Here is a 17,420-nt window from a genome sequence, read left to right on the forward strand (position 1 = left end):
AAAGGGCAGCGCCCTTACTCCTCAACCTCCGCATCCAGGAGTTCCATATTCAGGCCGAGGCCACGGACTTCTTTAACCAGAACGTTGAATGATTCCGGTACGCCCGCTTCAAAGTTATCCTCGCCCTTGACGATCGACTCATAGACCTTGGTCCGGCCGGCGACGTCATCCGATTTCACGGTGAGCATCTCCTGCAGGGTGTAGGCGGCGCCGTAAGCTTCCAGAGCCCAGACCTCCATCTCACCAAAGCGCTGACCACCGAACTGCGCCTTACCACCCAGCGGCTGCTGAGTAACCAGGCTGTAGGGCCCGGTCGAACGCGCGTGGATCTTGTCGTCCACAAGGTGGTGCAGTTTCAGCAAGTACTTGATGCCCACGGTCACCGGACGTGCGAATTGCTCACCGGTACGACCGTCGAACAGAACCGACTGACCGCTTTCCGAGAAGCCCGCACGCACCAGCGCGTCGTTGACGTCAGCCTCTTTGGCACCGTCGAAGACCGGGGTTGCGATCGGAACACCGCGGGTCACGTTGCCCGCAGCCTCGATCAGGCCATCCTCGTCCAGACCGGTGATGCCTTCTTCGTAGACATCTTCGCCATAGGCCAGCTTCATCGCTTCGCGCACCGGGGTCAGGTCGCCGGACCGGCGGTACTCACCCAGAGCGTCGTCGATGTTCAGACCCAGACCGCGTGCGGCCCAACCCATGTGGGTTTCCAGAATCTGACCTACGTTCATACGCGAAGGCACGCCCAGCGGGTTCAGACAGAAGTCAACCGGGGTACCATCGGCCAGGAACGGCATGTCTTCCATCGGAACAACCTTGGAGATCACACCTTTGTTCCCGTGACGACCGGCCATCTTGTCGCCCGGCTGCAGCTTGCGCTTCACGGCGATGAAGACTTTGACCATCTTCATCACACCCGGGGGCAGGTCATCGCCACGGCGGACTTTCTCGACCTTGTCCTCGAAACGGGCGTCCAGAGCACGCTTTTGCACTTCGTACTGCTCATTCAGGGCCTCGACGATCTGTGCGTCCTGCTCGCCTTCCAGCGCCAGCTGCCACCACTGACCACGGGTCAGGGTTTCCAGCAGATCCTCGGTGATCACCGACCCTGCCTTGACGCCTTTCGGGCCTTTGACAGCGGTTTTACCCAGGATCAGACCTTGCAGACGCGCATAGATGTTGCGGTCAAGGATCGCCAGCTCGTCATCCCGGTCACGGGCCAAACGTTCGACTTCCTCACGCTCGATCTGCAGCGCACGCTCGTCTTTCTCGACGCCGTGACGGTTGAAGACGCGGACCTCAACGACCGTACCGTAATCGCCCGGCTTCACGCGCAGCGAGGTGTCGCGCACGTCAGATGCTTTCTCACCAAAGATGGCGCGCAGAAGCTTTTCTTCCGGGGTCATCGGGCTTTCGCCCTTCGGAGTGATCTTGCCGACCAGAATATCGCCCGGCTCAACATCCGCGCCGATGTAAACGATACCCGCCTCGTCGAGGTTGCGCAGCGCTTCTTCACCGACATTCGGGATGTCACGGGTGATCTCTTCCGGGCCCAGCTTGGTGTCACGGGCGGCGACTTCGAATTCCTCGATATGGACCGAGGTAAAGACGTCATCGCGCGCGATACGTTCCGAGATCAGGATCGAGTCTTCATAGTTGTAACCGTTCCACGGCATGAACGCGACGACCACGTTTTTACCAAGGGCCAGTTCACCCATATCGGTCGACGGACCATCGGCAATGACTTCGCCCTTCTGGACGGTGTCACCCACCTTGATCAGCGGACGCTGGTTGATGCAGGTGTTCTGGTTCGAACGCTGGAATTTGCGCAGACGATAGATGTCTACGCCAGCGTCGCCCAGTTCCAGATCTTCGGTGGCGCGGATAACGATACGCTGGGCATCGACCTGGTCGATGATACCGGCGCGTTTCGCCTGAATTGCAGCGCCCGAGTCGATCGCAACCTTTTCTTCGATGCCGGTACCGACCAGCGGCGCTTCGGCGCGCAGCAGCGGAACCGCCTGACGTTGCATGTTCGAGCCCATCAGAGCGCGGTTGGCGTCGTCATTTTCAAGGAACGGGATCAGCGATGCAGCGACCGAGACCAGCTGTTTCGGCGACACGTCGATTAGGTCAACATTCTCACGCGGGGCAAGAGTGTAGTCACCCGCCTGACGGGTCGAGACCAGATCGTTGATGAACTTGCCATCAGCATCCAGCGTCGCGTTCGCCTGCGCCACAGTGTGACGCATTTCCTCGGTCGCGGACATGTAGTGAACCTCATCGGTCACCTCGGCGTCTTTGACGACGCGATACGGTGTTTCGATGAAGCCATACTTGTTCACGCGGGCGAAGGTGGCCAGCGAGTTGATCAGACCGATGTTCGGACCTTCAGGCGTTTCAATCGGGCACATCCGGCCGTAGTGGGTCGGGTGTACGTCACGCACCTCAAAGCCCGCACGCTCACGCGTCAGACCACCGGGGCCAAGCGCCGAGAGGCGGCGTTTGTGGGTGACTTCCGACAGCGGGTTGGTCTGGTCCATGAACTGCGACAGCTGCGACGAGCCGAAGAATTCGCGGACGGCAGCCGCAGCCGGTTTCGCGTTGATCAAGTCTTGCGGCATGACGGTGTCAATCTCGACCGACGACATACGCTCTTTGATCGCGCGCTCCATGCGCAGCAGGCCAACGCGGTACTGGTTTTCCATCAGTTCGCCGACCGAACGCACACGACGGTTGCCGAGGTGGTCGATATCGTCCACGTCGCCTTTGCCGTCGCGCAGTTCCACCAGCGCCTTGATGCAGGCCACGATGTCTTCGCGGCGCAGGGTGCGCAGGGTGTCCGGCGCGTCCAGAGCCAAACGCATGTTCATCTTCACGCGACCAACGGCAGACAGGTCATAGCGCTCGCTGTCGAAGAACAACGTGTCGAACAGGGCCGAGGCCGCTTCGACGGTGGGCGGCTCACCCGGGCGCATGACGCGGTAGATGTCCATCAGAGCGCTTTCACGGTTCAGGTTCTTGTCCTGAGCCATGGTGTTGCGCATGTAGGGGCCAACGTTGACGTTGTCGATGTCCAGAACCGGAACATCGGTGATGCCCGCATCCATCAGTTCTTTGACAGAACCACCAATCAGATCGCCGTCCTTGTCATATTCCAGGGTCAGCTCATCACCGGCCTCGACATAGATCGCCCCGTTTTCTTCGTTGATGATGTCCTTGGCGACAAACTTGCCGACGATGTGGTCAAACGGAACCAACAGGTCGGTGACAGTGCCTTCGTCGATCAGTTTCTTGACAGCACGCGGGGTGACTTTCTTGCCCGCTTCGGCAATCACTTCGCCGGATTTCGCGTCGATCAGATCATATGTCGGACGGGTACCACGCACGCGCTCGGGGAAGAACGGTGTGACCCATCCATTCTTCTTGTCCAGCTTGTAGGACACGGTCTCGTAATACGCGTCCATGATGGCTTCCTGGTCCAGACCCAGCGCATAAAGCAGGGTGGTCACAGGCAGTTTGCGACGGCGGTCGATGCGGGCGAACACGATGTCCTTGGCGTCGAACTCAAAGTCCAGCCAGCTGCCGCGATACGGGATTATGCGGCAGGCAAACAACAGTTTACCGGACGAGTGGGTCTTGCCCTTGTCGTGGTCAAAGAACACACCGGGCGAACGGTGCATCTGGCTGACGATCACACGCTCGGTACCGTTCACGATGAACGTACCGTTCGGCGTCATCAGGGGCATGTCGCCCATGAACACGTCCTGTTCCTTGATGTCCTTGACCGATTTCGCGCCGGTGTCCTCATCGACATCAAACACGATCAGACGCAGAGTCACCTTCAGCGGCGCGCTGTAGGTCATGTCGCGCTGCATGCACTCTTCGACGTCATATTTGGGTTTTTCCAGATCGTATTTCACGAACTCCAGAACGGAGGTTTCGTTGAAATCCTTGATCGGGAAAACCGACTGGAACACGCCTTTGATGCCTTCGCCGTCAGTGGGCTGCTCTGCATCGCCGGAGCGTAGGAAAAGATCATAAGAAGATTTCTGGACCTCAATGAGGTTCGGCATTTCCAAAACTTCACGGATTTTGCCGTAATATTTACGAAGACGTTTCTGGCCAAGGAACGTTTGAGCCATGTCAGATGTCACCTTTCGATGTTCTCAGCGGGCAAAGACACCGTCGGGCCCCGGCATCTTGCACATTCGAGACGACACGTCCGGATCAATTCATGGCCACCGTCCCGAAGGCAGCCTCCCGATCCAAGAACCGCGTCTTAGAAAACGCCCCAAAGTTGAGGCCCTTTCTAAGACAGGTTCGGCTGGACCCGGATTTCTCCGGACCCAGCCAAATTTCCGACGCATCAGCGATGCGCCATTGGACTGACTTAGGCCAGTTCGACCTCGGCGCCAGCTGCTTCCAGCTTGCCTTTGATCTCTTCGGCTTCTGCTTTGTCGACGCCTTCTTTGATCTTGCCGCCAGCTTCGACCAGTTCCTTGGCTTCTTTCAGGCCCAGACCGGTGATGCCGCGAACTTCTTTGATCACGTTGATTTTCGAAGCGCCGGCGTTCTTCAGAACGACGTCGAATTCGGTTTTTTCCTCAGCAGCTGCACCGCCGGCGTCGCCAGCTGCACCTGCGACCATTACGGCGCCGCCAGCTGCGGGCTCGATGCCGTACTCGTCTTTGAGGATGGTTTTCAGTTCTTGTGCTTCCAGCAGGGTCAGACCCACGATGCTTTCTGCCAGTGCTTTCAGATCAGCCATTGTATTAGCTCTTTCCGTTTTACAGTGTGTGTTCCAACGTCAGGGTATTCACCCCACGCAGATCATTCAGTGCCAACCGCTTACGCAGCTTCCGCCTTCTCTTCGATGGTGGAAAGGATGCTTGCGATGTTGCTTGCAGGTGCGCCAATTGCACCGGCGATGTTCGAAGCAGGCGCGCCAAGCATACCAGCGATCGTAGCAATAAGCTCTTCACGCGACGGCATTTTCGACACGGCTGTAACACCAGCCCGGTCCAGAGCGTTCTCGCCCATTGCACCGCCAAGAATTTCGAACTTTTGGTTCTCTTTGGCGAAGTCCTCGGCCACCTTGGCTGCTGCCACGGGGTCCTCGGAATAGGTCAGAACGGTCATACCCGTCAGCAGGTCACCAATGCTTTCACATGGCTTTCCGTCGAGGGCGATTTTGGCAAGCCTGTTCTTGGCAACACGCACGGCACCACCCGCGTCACGAGCACGTGCGCGAAGGTCCTGCATCTCGGCAACTGTCAGACCGGCGTAATGGGCTACCACTACGACGCCAGAGCTTTCGAAGATTTGGCCGAGTTCCTCGACCACTTTCTCTTTCTGGGCTCTATCCACAGTTCTCTCCAAGTTTGGGATGTTGGACATCCCGGCTCATATTTGCCGAGGGTGAAACCCCGGCGTTCAGGTCCGTTGTTACGGGATTGGCCAAAATGCGCCCGAGGATCGCGACCCTCAGAATTCTTTGGTCTTACCCGTCTCAGGCAGGAGATTAAGGGGCCGAATGGCACCACCCACCGTCTTGGACGAAACGAAATAAAGCGCACGACGAATCGCACGCTTTACTCCGCAAGTCTTATTAGGGCAGTTGGATGGGGTTTCCAAGGGGTAAATTGCGAATTTGGCCACGCCATTTTGCACCCCAGTTCGAACCCACCAGAACCCATCCAACTGTACGAATTTCATAGCGTTTTCCGCCAACCGGCAACAAAACCTATTTCTTGCCGTTGACACGCAAATCCCGCTGCGTTCCAGTCCGGTGAAAGGCACATCACCAAGGACATGGCCCGTTGGCTACTTCTCTTCCGCTCTCGGATCAAGAACATGACCGGGTCACCGCATTTATTGTCGAGTTTTCCAATGCGGTCCTGCACGCCCCAGTGACACAGTATGACTGTATCTACCGGTCGCACGCCTTCGCAGAGTCTCGGGCCGTTCTGGTTCTGCGCTCGACAGCGGGATCCTTCGCCCTCAAGATCGACACCGAGTCTCCGGCGACCGGTCGACTGAAAGACGAATTCGAGTTATTGGTTGACCTGTCCCGATACTTTGAACGCACAGACTCGTCCCGTGTCGTGCAGCCTGTCTACCTATCGCCCGGAGGGGCCTTTCTGGTCACAGAGTTCATCGACAGGCCCACTGCCGTTGATCTGATTTATAACAGCAAGGACGATAACCAAGTGGTGCAGGTCTATCGTCGGGCGGGGTCCTGGCTCAGTGACTTTCACAGCCGCCTGGCGCCCGTCAACTATGGGTTCCGGCCGAAATGGATGATTGACAGCATTTGCGATCTTGCGGCGATGGTCCCGGATGACATCGCGCAGAAAAGCCGGAAAATGATTGATGCTATGGTGACCGACGGCGAACGCCTTAAGGGGATCGAGGACCTGAGGGTCTTTTCACACGGTGATTTTCACGGGCAGAACCTGATTATCGGACAAGGCAAAACTCACGGTCTGGACTTTACTGAGGTATGCGAAAAACTGGCCGTCTACGATATCGTCGACTTTCTCAAGGCTGATATCTTTCGGGATGGTCCAGCCAGCGCGGTGGATCAGAGCGGCATTCTGCGGCGAAATAAGCAAATGTTCCTGCGCCGCTACCGCCTGCCGATTGACACCGATATCCTCGATTTCTGCATTCGTGGCCGATTGCTCAAAGACTGGCTGGACTATTGGCGCACTGACTTTACCTGCAGCGCGTTCGAGAAATTTCGGCGCACGCGTCTGGAAATGCGGCTGGATATCGCCTTTGGCACGGCAAACTAGACTATGGAACGAAAAAGCCCGAACAGTTTGCACTGCCCGGGCTCAATACTTTTTTGCTTCGCGTTAAGGCTTATTCGCCCGCAGCAGCCGCCACATCCAGAGTCACACCCGGGCCCATGGTCGAGCTCAGCGCGATTTTCTTCATGTAGGTGCCTTTGGCGCCCGACGGCTTGGCCTTGGCAACAGCCGAGACAAAGGCACGGACGTTTTCAACCAGCTTGGCTTCGTCGAACGACGCTTTGCCAACGCCAGCGTGCACAACGCCGCCTTTTTCCGCCTTGAACTGAACTTCACCGCCCTTGGCTGCTTCCACGGCCGCTTTCACGTCCATGGTCACAGTGCCAACCTTGGGGTTCGGCATCAGGTTGCGGGGGCCCAGAACTTTACCCAGACGGCCAACGATCGGCATCATGTCCGGGGTGGCAATGCAACGATCGAATTCGATGGTGCCGCCCTGAATGGTTTCCATCAGGTCTTCTGCGCCAACGATATCCGCGCCTGCTTCTTTCGCTTCGTCCGCCTTCGGGCCACGAGCGAATACAGCGACGCGCATCGCTTTGCCGGTGCCATTGGGCAGGCCGACAACGCCACGAACCATCTGGTCTGCGTGACGGGTGTCAACGCCGAGGTTCAGAGCGATTTCGATGGTCTCGTCGAATTTCGAGGTCGCGTTGCCTTTTACCAGAGCAACGGCTTCTTCGATCGACAGGTTTTCCTTGCCAGCGACAGCTTCGCGCGCAGCGCGGGTACGTTTACCAAGTTTTGCCATCTTACTTCACCTCGATGCCCATAGAGCGGGCCGAGCCCAGGATGATCTGCATTGCGCCTTCGACGTCGTTGGCGTTCAGATCTTTCATTTTGGCTTCGGCGATTTCGCGAACCTGCTTGGTGGTCACGGTTGCCACGGTCTCACGACCTGGGTTTTCCGCGCCACGGGGGCGGTTACGCTTGCCAACCGGCTTCAGACCAGCCGCTTTTTTCAGGTAATAAGACGCGGGCGGCGTCTTGATGTCCATGGTGAAGGACTTGTCCTGATAATAGGTAATCACGGTCGGGCAAGGGGCGCCTTGCTCCATGTCTGCGGTCTTGGCGTTGAACGCCTTGCAGAATTCCATGATGTTGATGCCGCGCTGACCCAGCGCCGGACCAACTGGCGGCGACGGGTTTGCCTGACCTGCAGGAACCTGCAGTTTCATTGTACCAGCAAGCTTCTTGGCCATTTGGTTTTCCTTTCAACTCGGGCGAAACGCGTTTCACCCAGATTATGTTGCGTGGTCCGATCCGGGATCGCGATCCCAGCAACCTCCCACGAGAGAATCTCGCCCGAAGACGATAGAGGCGGCGTTTACAGCGGAATGTGGGGGTTGGCAAGGGGTGCAAACCCACCAACAGATAAGCTTTCGCCCTAGTAAGCTAACCCCGATCACAACTCGTGCAACTGCTCCGATCTGCCAAAGATTAAGCAACCTTGCCAGACGCATTCAAAAATTGCGAACCTTGTATGGGGCGAATCTTTGCGCTGTTTCGGCGAAATCGTTGAGGGAGGAATTTTTATGACGCTTTCCAGACTTATTGCACCTGCAATTGTGCTGGGCGCTGGGCTTGTTGCAGCCACTGCGATGACTGCCGTTGCGCAGAACAAAGAACCTTCGGAGTGGTCCAGAACAGAACCTTACCCGAACCAGACCGTCTATTATCCCGGAACGGAAACTCTGGGTCCTGACGAAATGCGCGTCATCGCGTGTGGAACCGGAATGCCCCAGCCACGCCTCAAGCAGGCTGCGGCGTGTTTTCTTGTTGAGCTGGGCAACGGCGAAAAGTTCATCTTTGACATGGGCGAAGGCTCGTATGAGCGTATCATGGCGCTTGGGATACCGTTGGATCAGCTAGACAAAGTGTTTCTGGGCCACTTGCACCTTGATCACGCAGGCGATTTTCCGGCCTTCTACTTTACTGGCCCCGTAAACAACCGTCTGACACCCGTTCGCCTTTGGGGGCCTGAGGGGATCAAGCCCGAATGGGGAACAAAAGCCTGGGCTGACCATATGATGAAGATGTGGGCCTGGGAAGAAGCAACCAGGGGCGCGGCAGTTGATCCGCGTGGGTTGCAGTTAGAGGTAAATGAATTCGATTGGAAAGCTGTAAACAACGTCATCTTTGATGAAAACGGTGTTCAAGTTAGGACTCTGCCCGCGATTTATGGTGAACAATCGGTTAGTTTTCTGTTGGAATGGAATGGCCTCAGATTTGCGTTTTCATCCGATACGCTGCCAACGCGCTGGTGGAGAGAACATGCCGCCGGTGTGGATCTTGCCATCCACGAGTGTTTCACCCCACCAGAATTCATGATCGAAAAATACGGCTTTGAACCATCGGAAGCCATATTTGTCGGCTCTCAGGGACACACCGCCGCGCAAGCGTTCGGTAAGATCATGTCGGAAACCGAACCTCGGCTGGCCGTTTGCTATCACTTCCAAAACGATCACGACATTGCGTTGGCCGTCTATTCAGCAATCCGGGAAACCTATGATGGCCCCTTGGATTTGGCAGCCGACTTTATGACTTGGAATGTAACAAAGGATAGCATTCGAACACGCCAAGGTGTGCCCAACGAAGAGTCTTTCCCTGCGCCCGTTCAGATGGCAAAGCAACCACCTGACTCTGCTGCAGAGTTCCCGTTCTCTGAATTTGATCTTGAAAGCATCGACCTCGGCGCGGCCGAAGCCACAAATGACATGATCAATGATTTCAACGAACGCACAGGAAACGACGAAGTCGGCGCGTATACCAGCCTTCCCTTCAAAAATTAATAGGCTGAGCGGGCCTGTTTGGGGCCCGCCTTTGCTTTGCTGGCGTTTCGACACCAAGGCGCAAGAGAATACGAAAACACCGCACCGTCTGAGACGGCGCGGTGTCAATATACTTGCAAAGCGCTAATTTAGGCCTGCTTGGTCACCTGCGTGAAGTCCAGCTCGACCGGGGTCTCGCGGCCAAAGATCGAGACCGAAACTTTCAGCTTCTGGTTCTCGTCGTCCACGCCTTCGACCATGCCGTCGAAATCCTCGAACGGGCCGTCGTTGACTTTGACCTTTTCGCCGACCTCGAAGCTTATCATCAGTTTCGGCGCTTCTTCGCCTTCCTGAACGCGGTTGAGGATCTGGTTCACCTCAGCGTCGCGCATCGGCATCGGGCGGCCTTGCGGGCCCAGAAAGCCGGTCACACGGTTGATCGAGTTCACAAGGTGATAGCCCTGATCCGACATCTCCATATGCACCAGTACGTAACCGGGCATAAAGCGGCGTTCAGTCGTGACTTTCTTGCCCCGGCGCACTTCGATCACCTCTTCGGTGGGCACCAGTACTTCGTCGATGTCGTCCTCAAGGCCCTGTTCAGCCACCGACGTGCGGATCTGCTCTGCGATCTTCTTTTCGAAATTCGAAAGAACGCTGACCGAGTACCACCGTTTCGCCATGAACCTGTCGTCCTTGTTTACTTTCGGCGCATCCAGTCAATCAGACGCAGCCGTCATTGAATTTCCATCACGTGACCCGGAATAAAAAGCGGCGCGCAGCCCGAATCGCCGCACGCCCATTCCGAATAGTCCCGCGTCACTACTCTGACATCGCGCGCGGTGCAAGGGGCAAGCCGCGTTTCCGCGCGCCTTAACCGGTTTACCCGAACGCGCCCAAGATCAGTTGCAGACCGCCGCGAATACCAAGATCGACCAGCGCAAAGAACACGGCGGTCAGGGCCGCCATGATGAACACCATGACCGTGGTCAGCAGAACCTCACGGCGCGTCGGCCAGACGACCTTTGCAACCTCGGCGCGGACTTGCTGAATAAACTGGATCGGGTTTGTGGTGGCCATTTGGCTTGGATCTCTCTGCTAGCGGATAGGCCGGACATAACCGGGCATTGCGGCGATTTCAAGGGCTGTCAGGGCTTGGGCTTGTCGTCCCATTCATCGTTGAGGATACGACGGGCGTCGCCTTCGGGATCGTCATATTGGTTTGATCGCACCGTGTAGACAAATGCCACCAGCCCAACCCCGCCCAGAAACAGGGAAATCGGTATCAGATAGGCCAGAACTTCCATCGCTTTATCTTACCCGTAGCGCATTCAAAGATACAGTGATCGACGAGGTCGACATCGCCAGCGCCGCAATCAGGGGCGTGGCCAGGCCGGCCACTGCCAGCGGCACCGCGATAATATTATAGACAGTGGCAATGCGAAAGTTTTCGCGAATCCGTTTCGTCGCCTTGACCGCCGTATCACAGGCGTCAGAGATCGGCGACAGGTCATTGCCCAGCAGCACGATGTCCGAGGCCACCCGCGCCGCATCCAAAGCCGAGGCCGGGGAAATCGACACATGCGCCGCCGCGAGTGCCGCCGTGTCGTTCAGCCCGTCGCCCACCATCAGCACGTGGTGACCCTGATCGCGCAGCGCCTCGACATGCTTGGCCTTGTCCTGCGGCAGAGCCTGCGCGATCCAGTTCTGGATGCCGAGCTTATCAGCCAGCGCCTGAACCGCGCCCTGCGTATCGCCCGAAATCAGGATGACCTCTTTACCCGCGTCGCGGAACGCTTGCACCGCCTCGGCAGCACCGGTTCGCAGGCTGTCCGAGAACAGGAAGGCCTCAGGTGCCTGCCCTTCAACAGAGAGCCACGCGGCGGTCTGGTCGCCCTCTTCCGCGCCGGTCCACGCAGCCCGCCCAAGGCGGACACGCTGGCCTTGGGAAGTGCCTTCGGTGCCGAATCCCGGAACCTCGGTGATGTCGTCCAGCGTGGCGGGTTTGATCCCGGCCTCGCGCGCGGCCTGTGTCAAAGCAACCGACAAAGGGTGCGAGGATGCCTCGGCCAGCGCCAGCGCAATCTCAAGATCAGCGCGGGAATGAGCGCCCAGATTGGTCAGCTCGGGCGTACCTGAAGTCAGCGTACCGGTCTTATCGAAAACGACCGTATCTACCTCGGCCAGACGTTCCAGCGCGGTGGCGTGTTTGATCAGCATCCCCTTGCGGAACAACCGCCCCGAGGCCGCAGTGGTCACCGCTGGCACGGCCAGACCCAGCGCGCAAGGGCAGGTGATGATCAGCACGGCGGCGGCGATATTCAGCGCTGTTCGCACGTCGCCGGAATAGGTATACCACCCCAGAAAGCTGAGCGCCGACAGGATATGCACACCGGGCGCATAAAGCTTGGCCGCCTTGTCGGCCAGCGAGGTATAGCGCGAGCGCCCCGATTCCGCGATGGCCACCAGATCGGCCATACGATGTAACGAGGTGTCTTCACCCACCGCCGTCGCGCGGATGGTCAGGGGGCCGGTCAGGTTCACCTCACCGGCGCTGACCGTCACGCCCGCCTCGGCGAACACCGGCAGGGTTTCTCCGGTCAGCAAGGACCGGTCGAGTTCCGACTGGCCCGAGACAATCTCTCCATCCACCGGCATTCGTCCACCGGGGCGGACAAGGATCAGATCGCCGACGTTCAGCGTGGCAACAGCAACCTCTTCCTCGGCCCCATCCAACAAGCGGATAGCCCGGGGGACTTCGAGCGCGGTCAGCTCTTCTGCCGCGGATCGGGCAGCAGCGCGGGTGCGATAGTCCAGATAGCGACCAGCCAGCAGGAAAAAGGTCAGCGTAAGGGCGGCGTCGAAATAGGCGTGCTTACCGCTGAGCGCGGTTTCCCAAAGCGACGTAACCAGCGCCAAAAGGATAGCCAGCACGATCGGCACATCCATGTTCAGGCGGCGAACCCGCAAAGCCGACCACGCGTTCGAAAAGAAGGGTTGCGCCGCAAAGCCAATCGCAGGCAGCGCGATCGCGGCCGAAATCCAGTGGAACATGTCCCGCGTCGCGTCTGTGGCACCAGCCCAGACCGAAACCGACAAGAGCATCACGTTCATCGAGGCAAATCCGGCCACCGCTAGACGCATCAACAGGTCGCGCCCCGCCTTGTCGGACTGTGTGGCGGATAGGGCACCGGGATCAAGCTCATGCGCCTCATAGCCCACGCGTTCCATTACCGAAATCAGGTCAGCAGCGCGCAATTCTGGCGCGGCTTTGATCATTGCTCGTTTCAGAGTCAGGTTGACCCGCGCGTCTTCCACGCCGGGATGGGCGTTAAGCTCGCGCTCGACGGTGGCGATACAGGCCGAGCAATGGATGCCCGGCAGTGACAGCGCAATCTGCACATCTTCGGGGATTGGGCGCGCGGGCTCCGCAGGGCTTGCAATGCACCCCGGGCAGGCGGCCGTGCCTGATGTAAGCTGCGCCGTCATTCCCTATCCCTTTACGTACAGCGGCACGCGCTGAGCGAACTCTGCCCCGCTGTGATCCTTTGCGATCAAACGGATATTCCAGTTTCCCTTGCCCAGTGACGCGGGCGTGGCGTAAGCGGTACCATCAAAAATGAAATCCGGTGTGAAATCTTCTTTGACATGCGTGGCCCGTCCAACGACGGCCTGCAACTCGGCCACTTCGACAGGGGTGCCGGTCTGGTCTGTAATATGCAGAATCAGCAGCCCCCCGGACAATTCAGCACGGATATCCCATCCCAACGCCTGATGTTCCTGCAGGCGATCATTGAATTCTTGGCTGGCGACGTAAGAGTTCTTGACCTCGAGCCCCGGAAAAGTTTTCACCGCGCTGTAGGCCAGCACAAGATTTACCGCGATGATCACACCAAATGCGGCCACGAAGACGGCCAGTGCATGTTTGCCGGTGAATTTGCGTTCGGCCATGTTCACTTCCCTTGCCCGTTAAAGGTGGTGTCCTTGTAGGCACGCTCTCCGCTTTGCAGGTCTTCGACCCAGATGCGCACCGGAGTAACGTCAGTTGACGCCGGGCCGGTGCCACCGGAGGCCACGATATAGACGCGCGTCAATTGTGCCGTATCCGCAGCGACAATGACAGTGTCACCGTCATTGCCTTCGATCTGTACCTGCATGGCCGGATCCCCCGCAAGCGTCAGCTTGAACGGCCGTTCCTCACCATGTTTGTTGCGCAGGCGCACGTCATAGGTGTTGCGGATCGTGCCATCGGACAGGGTCACGAAGGTCGGGTTCCGAACGGGCGCCACCGTCAGATCAATATCGGGCCGGATAAACAGCGCAAACAACAACGCAAAGCCAACCGCAGCCCACATCCCTGTATACATGATCGTCCGGGGACGCAGAATGTGCTTCCAGACGTTCCGAGGCGGCTCACCCGCACGCTCGCGCGTTTCATCGCTCAGCGCCATATAGTCGATCAGACCGCGCGGTTTGCCGATCTTGGCCATCATGTCATCACAGGCGTCGATGCACAACGCGCATGTGATGCATTCAAGTTGTTGCCCGTCGCGGATGTCGATCCCGACGGGGCAGACATTCACGCAGGCCATACAGTCGATGCAATCCCCCAATTCGGAATCCGCAGTACGCTTGCCTTTGCCGCGCGGCTCACCCCGCCATTCGCGGTAGCCAACAACCAGAGTATCCTCGTCCATCATCGCCGCCTGAATACGTGGCCAGGGGCAGGCATAGATACAGATCTGTTCGCGCGCGAACCCACCGAACAGGAAAGTCGTGCCGGTCAGGATCAACATCGTGGTATAGGCCACGGGGTGGGCGTTGCCCGTCACCAGATCACGCAAAAGCGTCGGCGCGTCGGCAAAATAAAACACCCACGCCCCACCAGTGGCCAGACCGATCAGCAACCAGACGGTCCACTTCGTCACGCGCAACCGCGCCTTGCGGAAGTCCAGTTTTTCCTGCCGATGCAGGCGCAAGCGCGCGTTTCGGTCGCCCTCAATCCAGCGTTCAACCAGAATATACAGATCCGTCCACACGGTTTGCGGGCAGGCATAACCACACCAGACGCGACCCAATGCCGAAGTAAACAGGAACAACCCCAACCCGGCCATGATCAATAGACCTGCGACAAAGTAGAACTCATGCGGCCAAATCTCGATCCAAAAGAAATAGAAACGACGATTCGCCAAATCCAACAGCACCGCCTGATCCGGCAGGCTGGGCCCGCGGTCCCATCTGATCCAAGGCGTCACGTAATAAATGCCCAGCGTGACAGCCATAATGATCCATTTCAGGTTACGAAATGGCCCGGATACGCGCCGGGGAAAGATAGGCTCCCTTGCGGCGTAAAGGCTGGGGGCGGGGTCGGAATCGCTCACGGGATGGCTCCAGATGTAGCTATGTTTTTCGCGTCTTGTTCCAGATCACAAAGGTAGTCTCTTTGACATGGGTCAAAAGAGCATCGTACAGACACCTTTTGTCACAGCGCCCCGGACTGCGACCGAAGCCAACGGACAAAGATCTTGGTAGCAGGGCGAAGTGGAAAATCACCCGTTACAATATGATACCCGCTATTTTGTGGCTCGCAAAACAGTTCGACAAGCTGCCCCGACGCAATGTCGGCTTCGACAAAATGCCGCGCCGTGACGGTTACGCCCTGCCCGGCGCGCAACGCGTCCAGCAAGAGGTTTCCAGGCAAGGCGATCCGACCCGCGCGTGGACCGTGTTCGACGCCGTGCCGCGCCAGCCATGTTGTGGCTTCGGTCGTCCCCAACTCTTCCAGCCACGGGAGCTGGCTCAATTCCTGCGGCGTCCAATCGGACCGACCGCCCAAAAGGGTCCGCGCCGCGACGATCACGATGGGGCTGCTCAACAACAGGTCCGAGGCGATGCCAGACCAATCACCGCCGCCATAGCGGATCGCAACATCCACACCTCCGGGGCTTGGGTTGACCAGTTTCGGGGTCGGGTCCAAAGCCAAGGGAATATCTGGGAATTCTGCTTGAAAGGCAGGCAGACGCGGCATCAGCCAAGACGCTGCGAACGAGGGTGTCAGCGAGACGTGGACGGGGCGGTCCTGGTCCGTTTGCATCAGGGCTGCGACCGCGGCCCCGATTGTGCCAAATCCCAGATGAGTTGCGCGCGCCAGCTTTTCCCCCTCGGGGGTCAGGGTCATGGGTTTCCCTGATCGGTCCAACAGCGATACGCCCAGGTGCTTTTCCAAAACCCGCAATTGCTGACTGATGGCTGCGTGACTGACGTTCAACGCCGCACCTGCCTGCACAATATTCTCGGCCTCGGCGAAGGCAGAAAATGCCCGAAGCGAGGCCAGAGGTGGCATTTTCATCCAATCCATTTGTAAGCCTTACTTACACAAGAGAATTGGAATTGAGTCGCATTTTTCAGTCAGAAGTTCAATCTTTTCTGCATTCTCAGTTTAAAGAATGGAGAGGCAAAATGCTCTCAATCCTTGCAAAAAGCTTCATGATCGCCACTCACACCAGAGATCGCGATGAACGTACCGGCAAGCCCCGCCTGGGGTCACGGCCAAAGCACTGGCCAGCACATGATCATTGGAAAGGAAAAGGTCCAGCGCACGAAAAGGTGCATCTGGACCTCATCATTCGGGATTAGTAATCTGTGAAATTAGCACCGGCTGTTCAGGAAACGCGCGAACAGATGGAACAGCCGGTGCCTCAACCTTCGGGCGGCGAACCGTCCGAAGGTATTCTTCAAACCTTACTGACCACCACCCAACTGGTGGACATAGGCAGTCACAGCGCGGATTTGCGCCTCAGTCAGGCGGTTTTCCCAAGCGGGCATCACGCCGAAGCGACTGTAAGTGACTGTCTGGGTCAGAGCTTCTTCGCTGCCACCATAGAGCCAGATCGCATCGGTCAGGTTCGGCGCACCCTGGAACACATCGCCCGTGCCGTCTTCGCCATGACAAGCGGCACAGTTGTCTTCGAAAACAACCTTGCCCGCTTGCGCTGCGGCGTCATCGGTCTGCGCGTTGGTCAGGGACATGACGTACTGAACGACCTGCGTGATCTCTTCTTTCTCAAGAAGCTCTCCAAAGGCCGGCATCTCGGAATAGCGCGCGTCGTCGCTTTCTTCGTTCCGAATACCGTGGGCAATGGTGAACTCGATATCTTCGAGCGTTCCGCCCCACAGCCACGCATCATCCAGCAGGTTCGGGAAGCCGGGTGCACCCTGCGCGCCTGAACCGTGGCACTGCGCACACCAGGTACGGAATACCGCGCCGCCCGAGTTTACCGCGAATTGCTGCAGCTCAGGGTCTTTCGAGATGTCCTCAAGCGACGTTTCCACCAGCTTGGCATTCCAAGGTGCGTTGGCCTCCTGGAAGGCAACCATCTCTTCCTGCACCAGCTCACGAGACGACCAGCCAAGAACACCAGCGGTCGCTGATTGAACCAACGGCCACGCCGGATACATGATCGTGTAGATCACGCCCCAGATAATCGTGACGTAGAAGGTCCACAGCCACCAGCGGGGCATCGGGTTGTCAAACTCTTCGATACCGTCCCAGCTGTGACCCGTGGTATTCGGATCACCCGGCAGTTTATCAGATGTCTTGCTCATGGCCGCGCCTCCTTGGGTGTGGCGGGTTTATCGTCGCCCTGCAGGGGCGCTGGTGCGTCTGCATGCCGGAAGGGGATATTGGCGGTATCCTTGTATTCCTTGCTGGCACCGGGGCGGAAAACCCAGATCACGATGCCAACGAAGAATGCGAACAACAGCAACAACATCCAGCTATCCGCGAACTGCCTGAGGAGTGTATACTCTTCCATCACACCCTCCT

General features: G+C 58.0%; 16 protein-coding genes. 2 read left to right on the plus strand and 14 right to left on the minus strand.

All coding sequences use genetic code 11. The annotated features are described in order from the left end of the window. Window positions 1–14: 14 nt before the first annotated feature. The 3 genes from rpoB to rplJ all read right to left on the minus strand — a co-directional run bounded on the left by rpoB (window position 15) and on the right by rplJ (window position 5,376). Window positions 15–4,151 (minus strand): DNA-directed RNA polymerase subunit beta, encoded by a 4,137-nt coding sequence (gene rpoB, locus ACT2B1_RS17420; protein ID WP_481668264.1) that lies wholly within the window; start codon window positions 4,149–4,151, stop codon window positions 15–17. A 248-nt stretch (window positions 4,152–4,399) separates the two neighbouring features. Further along, window positions 4,400–4,777, minus strand: a complete 378-nt coding sequence (gene rplL, locus ACT2B1_RS17425) for a 50S ribosomal protein L7/L12 (protein ID WP_170485701.1) — start codon at window positions 4,775–4,777, stop codon at window positions 4,400–4,402. 80 nt (window positions 4,778–4,857) lie between these two features. After that, window positions 4,858–5,376 (minus strand): 50S ribosomal protein L10, encoded by a 519-nt coding sequence (rplJ, locus tag ACT2B1_RS17430; RefSeq protein ID WP_170355300.1) that lies wholly within the window; start codon window positions 5,374–5,376, stop codon window positions 4,858–4,860. Between the two features lie 452 nt (window positions 5,377–5,828). Between rplJ and ACT2B1_RS17435 the strand changes: the two genes are divergently transcribed. After that, window positions 5,829–6,806 (plus strand): phosphotransferase, encoded by a 978-nt coding sequence (locus tag ACT2B1_RS17435; protein ID WP_171240229.1) that lies wholly within the window; start codon window positions 5,829–5,831, stop codon window positions 6,804–6,806. 70 nt (window positions 6,807–6,876) lie between these two features. Here the strand turns inward: ACT2B1_RS17435 and rplA are convergent, their stop codons facing one another. Beyond that, window positions 6,877–7,575 carry a 50S ribosomal protein L1 gene (rplA, locus tag ACT2B1_RS17440; RefSeq protein ID WP_171124308.1) on the minus strand — a complete coding sequence of 233 codons (699 nt, stop codon included), beginning with the start codon at window positions 7,573–7,575 and terminating at the stop codon, window positions 6,877–6,879. A 1-nt stretch (window position 7,576) separates the two neighbouring features. Then, window positions 7,577–8,026 (minus strand): 50S ribosomal protein L11, encoded by a 450-nt coding sequence (rplK, locus tag ACT2B1_RS17445; protein WP_113791694.1) that lies wholly within the window; start codon window positions 8,024–8,026, stop codon window positions 7,577–7,579. Window positions 8,027–8,359: 333 nt separating this feature from the next. Between rplK and gntH the strand changes: the two genes are divergently transcribed. After that, window positions 8,360–9,616, plus strand: coding sequence for a guanitoxin biosynthesis MBL fold metallo-hydrolase GntH (gene gntH, locus ACT2B1_RS17450; RefSeq protein WP_481668265.1), 1,257 nt, complete (start codon window positions 8,360–8,362; stop codon window positions 9,614–9,616). Between the two features lie 128 nt (window positions 9,617–9,744). Here the strand turns inward: gntH and nusG are convergent, their stop codons facing one another. The 9 genes from nusG to ACT2B1_RS17495 form a co-directional block, all read right to left on the minus strand. After that, window positions 9,745–10,278, minus strand: coding sequence for a transcription termination/antitermination protein NusG (gene nusG / locus ACT2B1_RS17455; RefSeq protein WP_171124312.1), 534 nt, complete (start codon window positions 10,276–10,278; stop codon window positions 9,745–9,747). Between the two features lie 199 nt (window positions 10,279–10,477). Further along, window positions 10,478–10,675 carry a preprotein translocase subunit SecE gene (secE, locus tag ACT2B1_RS17460; protein ID WP_171124314.1) on the minus strand — a complete coding sequence of 66 codons (198 nt, stop codon included), beginning with the start codon at window positions 10,673–10,675 and terminating at the stop codon, window positions 10,478–10,480. A 68-nt stretch (window positions 10,676–10,743) separates the two neighbouring features. Next, window positions 10,744–10,902: a cbb3-type cytochrome oxidase assembly protein CcoS gene (gene ccoS, locus ACT2B1_RS17465; protein WP_171124316.1), complete on the minus strand. Its 159-nt coding sequence runs from the start codon at window positions 10,900–10,902 to the stop codon at window positions 10,744–10,746. Between the two features lie 4 nt (window positions 10,903–10,906). Further along, window positions 10,907–13,084, minus strand: a complete 2,178-nt coding sequence (locus ACT2B1_RS17470) for a heavy metal translocating P-type ATPase (RefSeq protein ID WP_481668266.1) — start codon at window positions 13,082–13,084, stop codon at window positions 10,907–10,909. Window positions 13,085–13,087: 3 nt separating this feature from the next. Next, a complete protein-coding gene (locus ACT2B1_RS17475; protein WP_481668267.1) occupies window positions 13,088–13,546 on the minus strand; it encodes a FixH family protein in 459 nt (152 codons plus the stop codon). 2 nt (window positions 13,547–13,548) lie between these two features. Then, window positions 13,549–14,976, minus strand: a complete 1,428-nt coding sequence (gene ccoG / locus ACT2B1_RS17480) for a cytochrome c oxidase accessory protein CcoG (RefSeq protein ID WP_171124321.1) — start codon at window positions 14,974–14,976, stop codon at window positions 13,549–13,551. Between the two features lie 101 nt (window positions 14,977–15,077). Then, window positions 15,078–15,953, minus strand: coding sequence for a LysR family transcriptional regulator (locus ACT2B1_RS17485; protein ID WP_481668268.1), 876 nt, complete (start codon window positions 15,951–15,953; stop codon window positions 15,078–15,080). A gap of 383 nt (window positions 15,954–16,336) precedes the next feature. After that, entirely contained in the window at window positions 16,337–17,200 is an 864-nt protein-coding gene (ccoP, locus tag ACT2B1_RS17490; protein ID WP_171124325.1) for a cytochrome-c oxidase, cbb3-type subunit III, read from the minus strand. After that, window positions 17,197–17,409, minus strand: a complete 213-nt coding sequence (locus ACT2B1_RS17495) for a cbb3-type cytochrome c oxidase subunit 3 (RefSeq protein ID WP_171124326.1) — start codon at window positions 17,407–17,409, stop codon at window positions 17,197–17,199. Before ACT2B1_RS17495 ends, ccoP begins: the two co-directional genes overlap by 4 nt. Window positions 17,410–17,420 lie beyond the last annotated feature (11 nt).

The organism is Ruegeria sp. S263, from assembly GCF_056780525.1.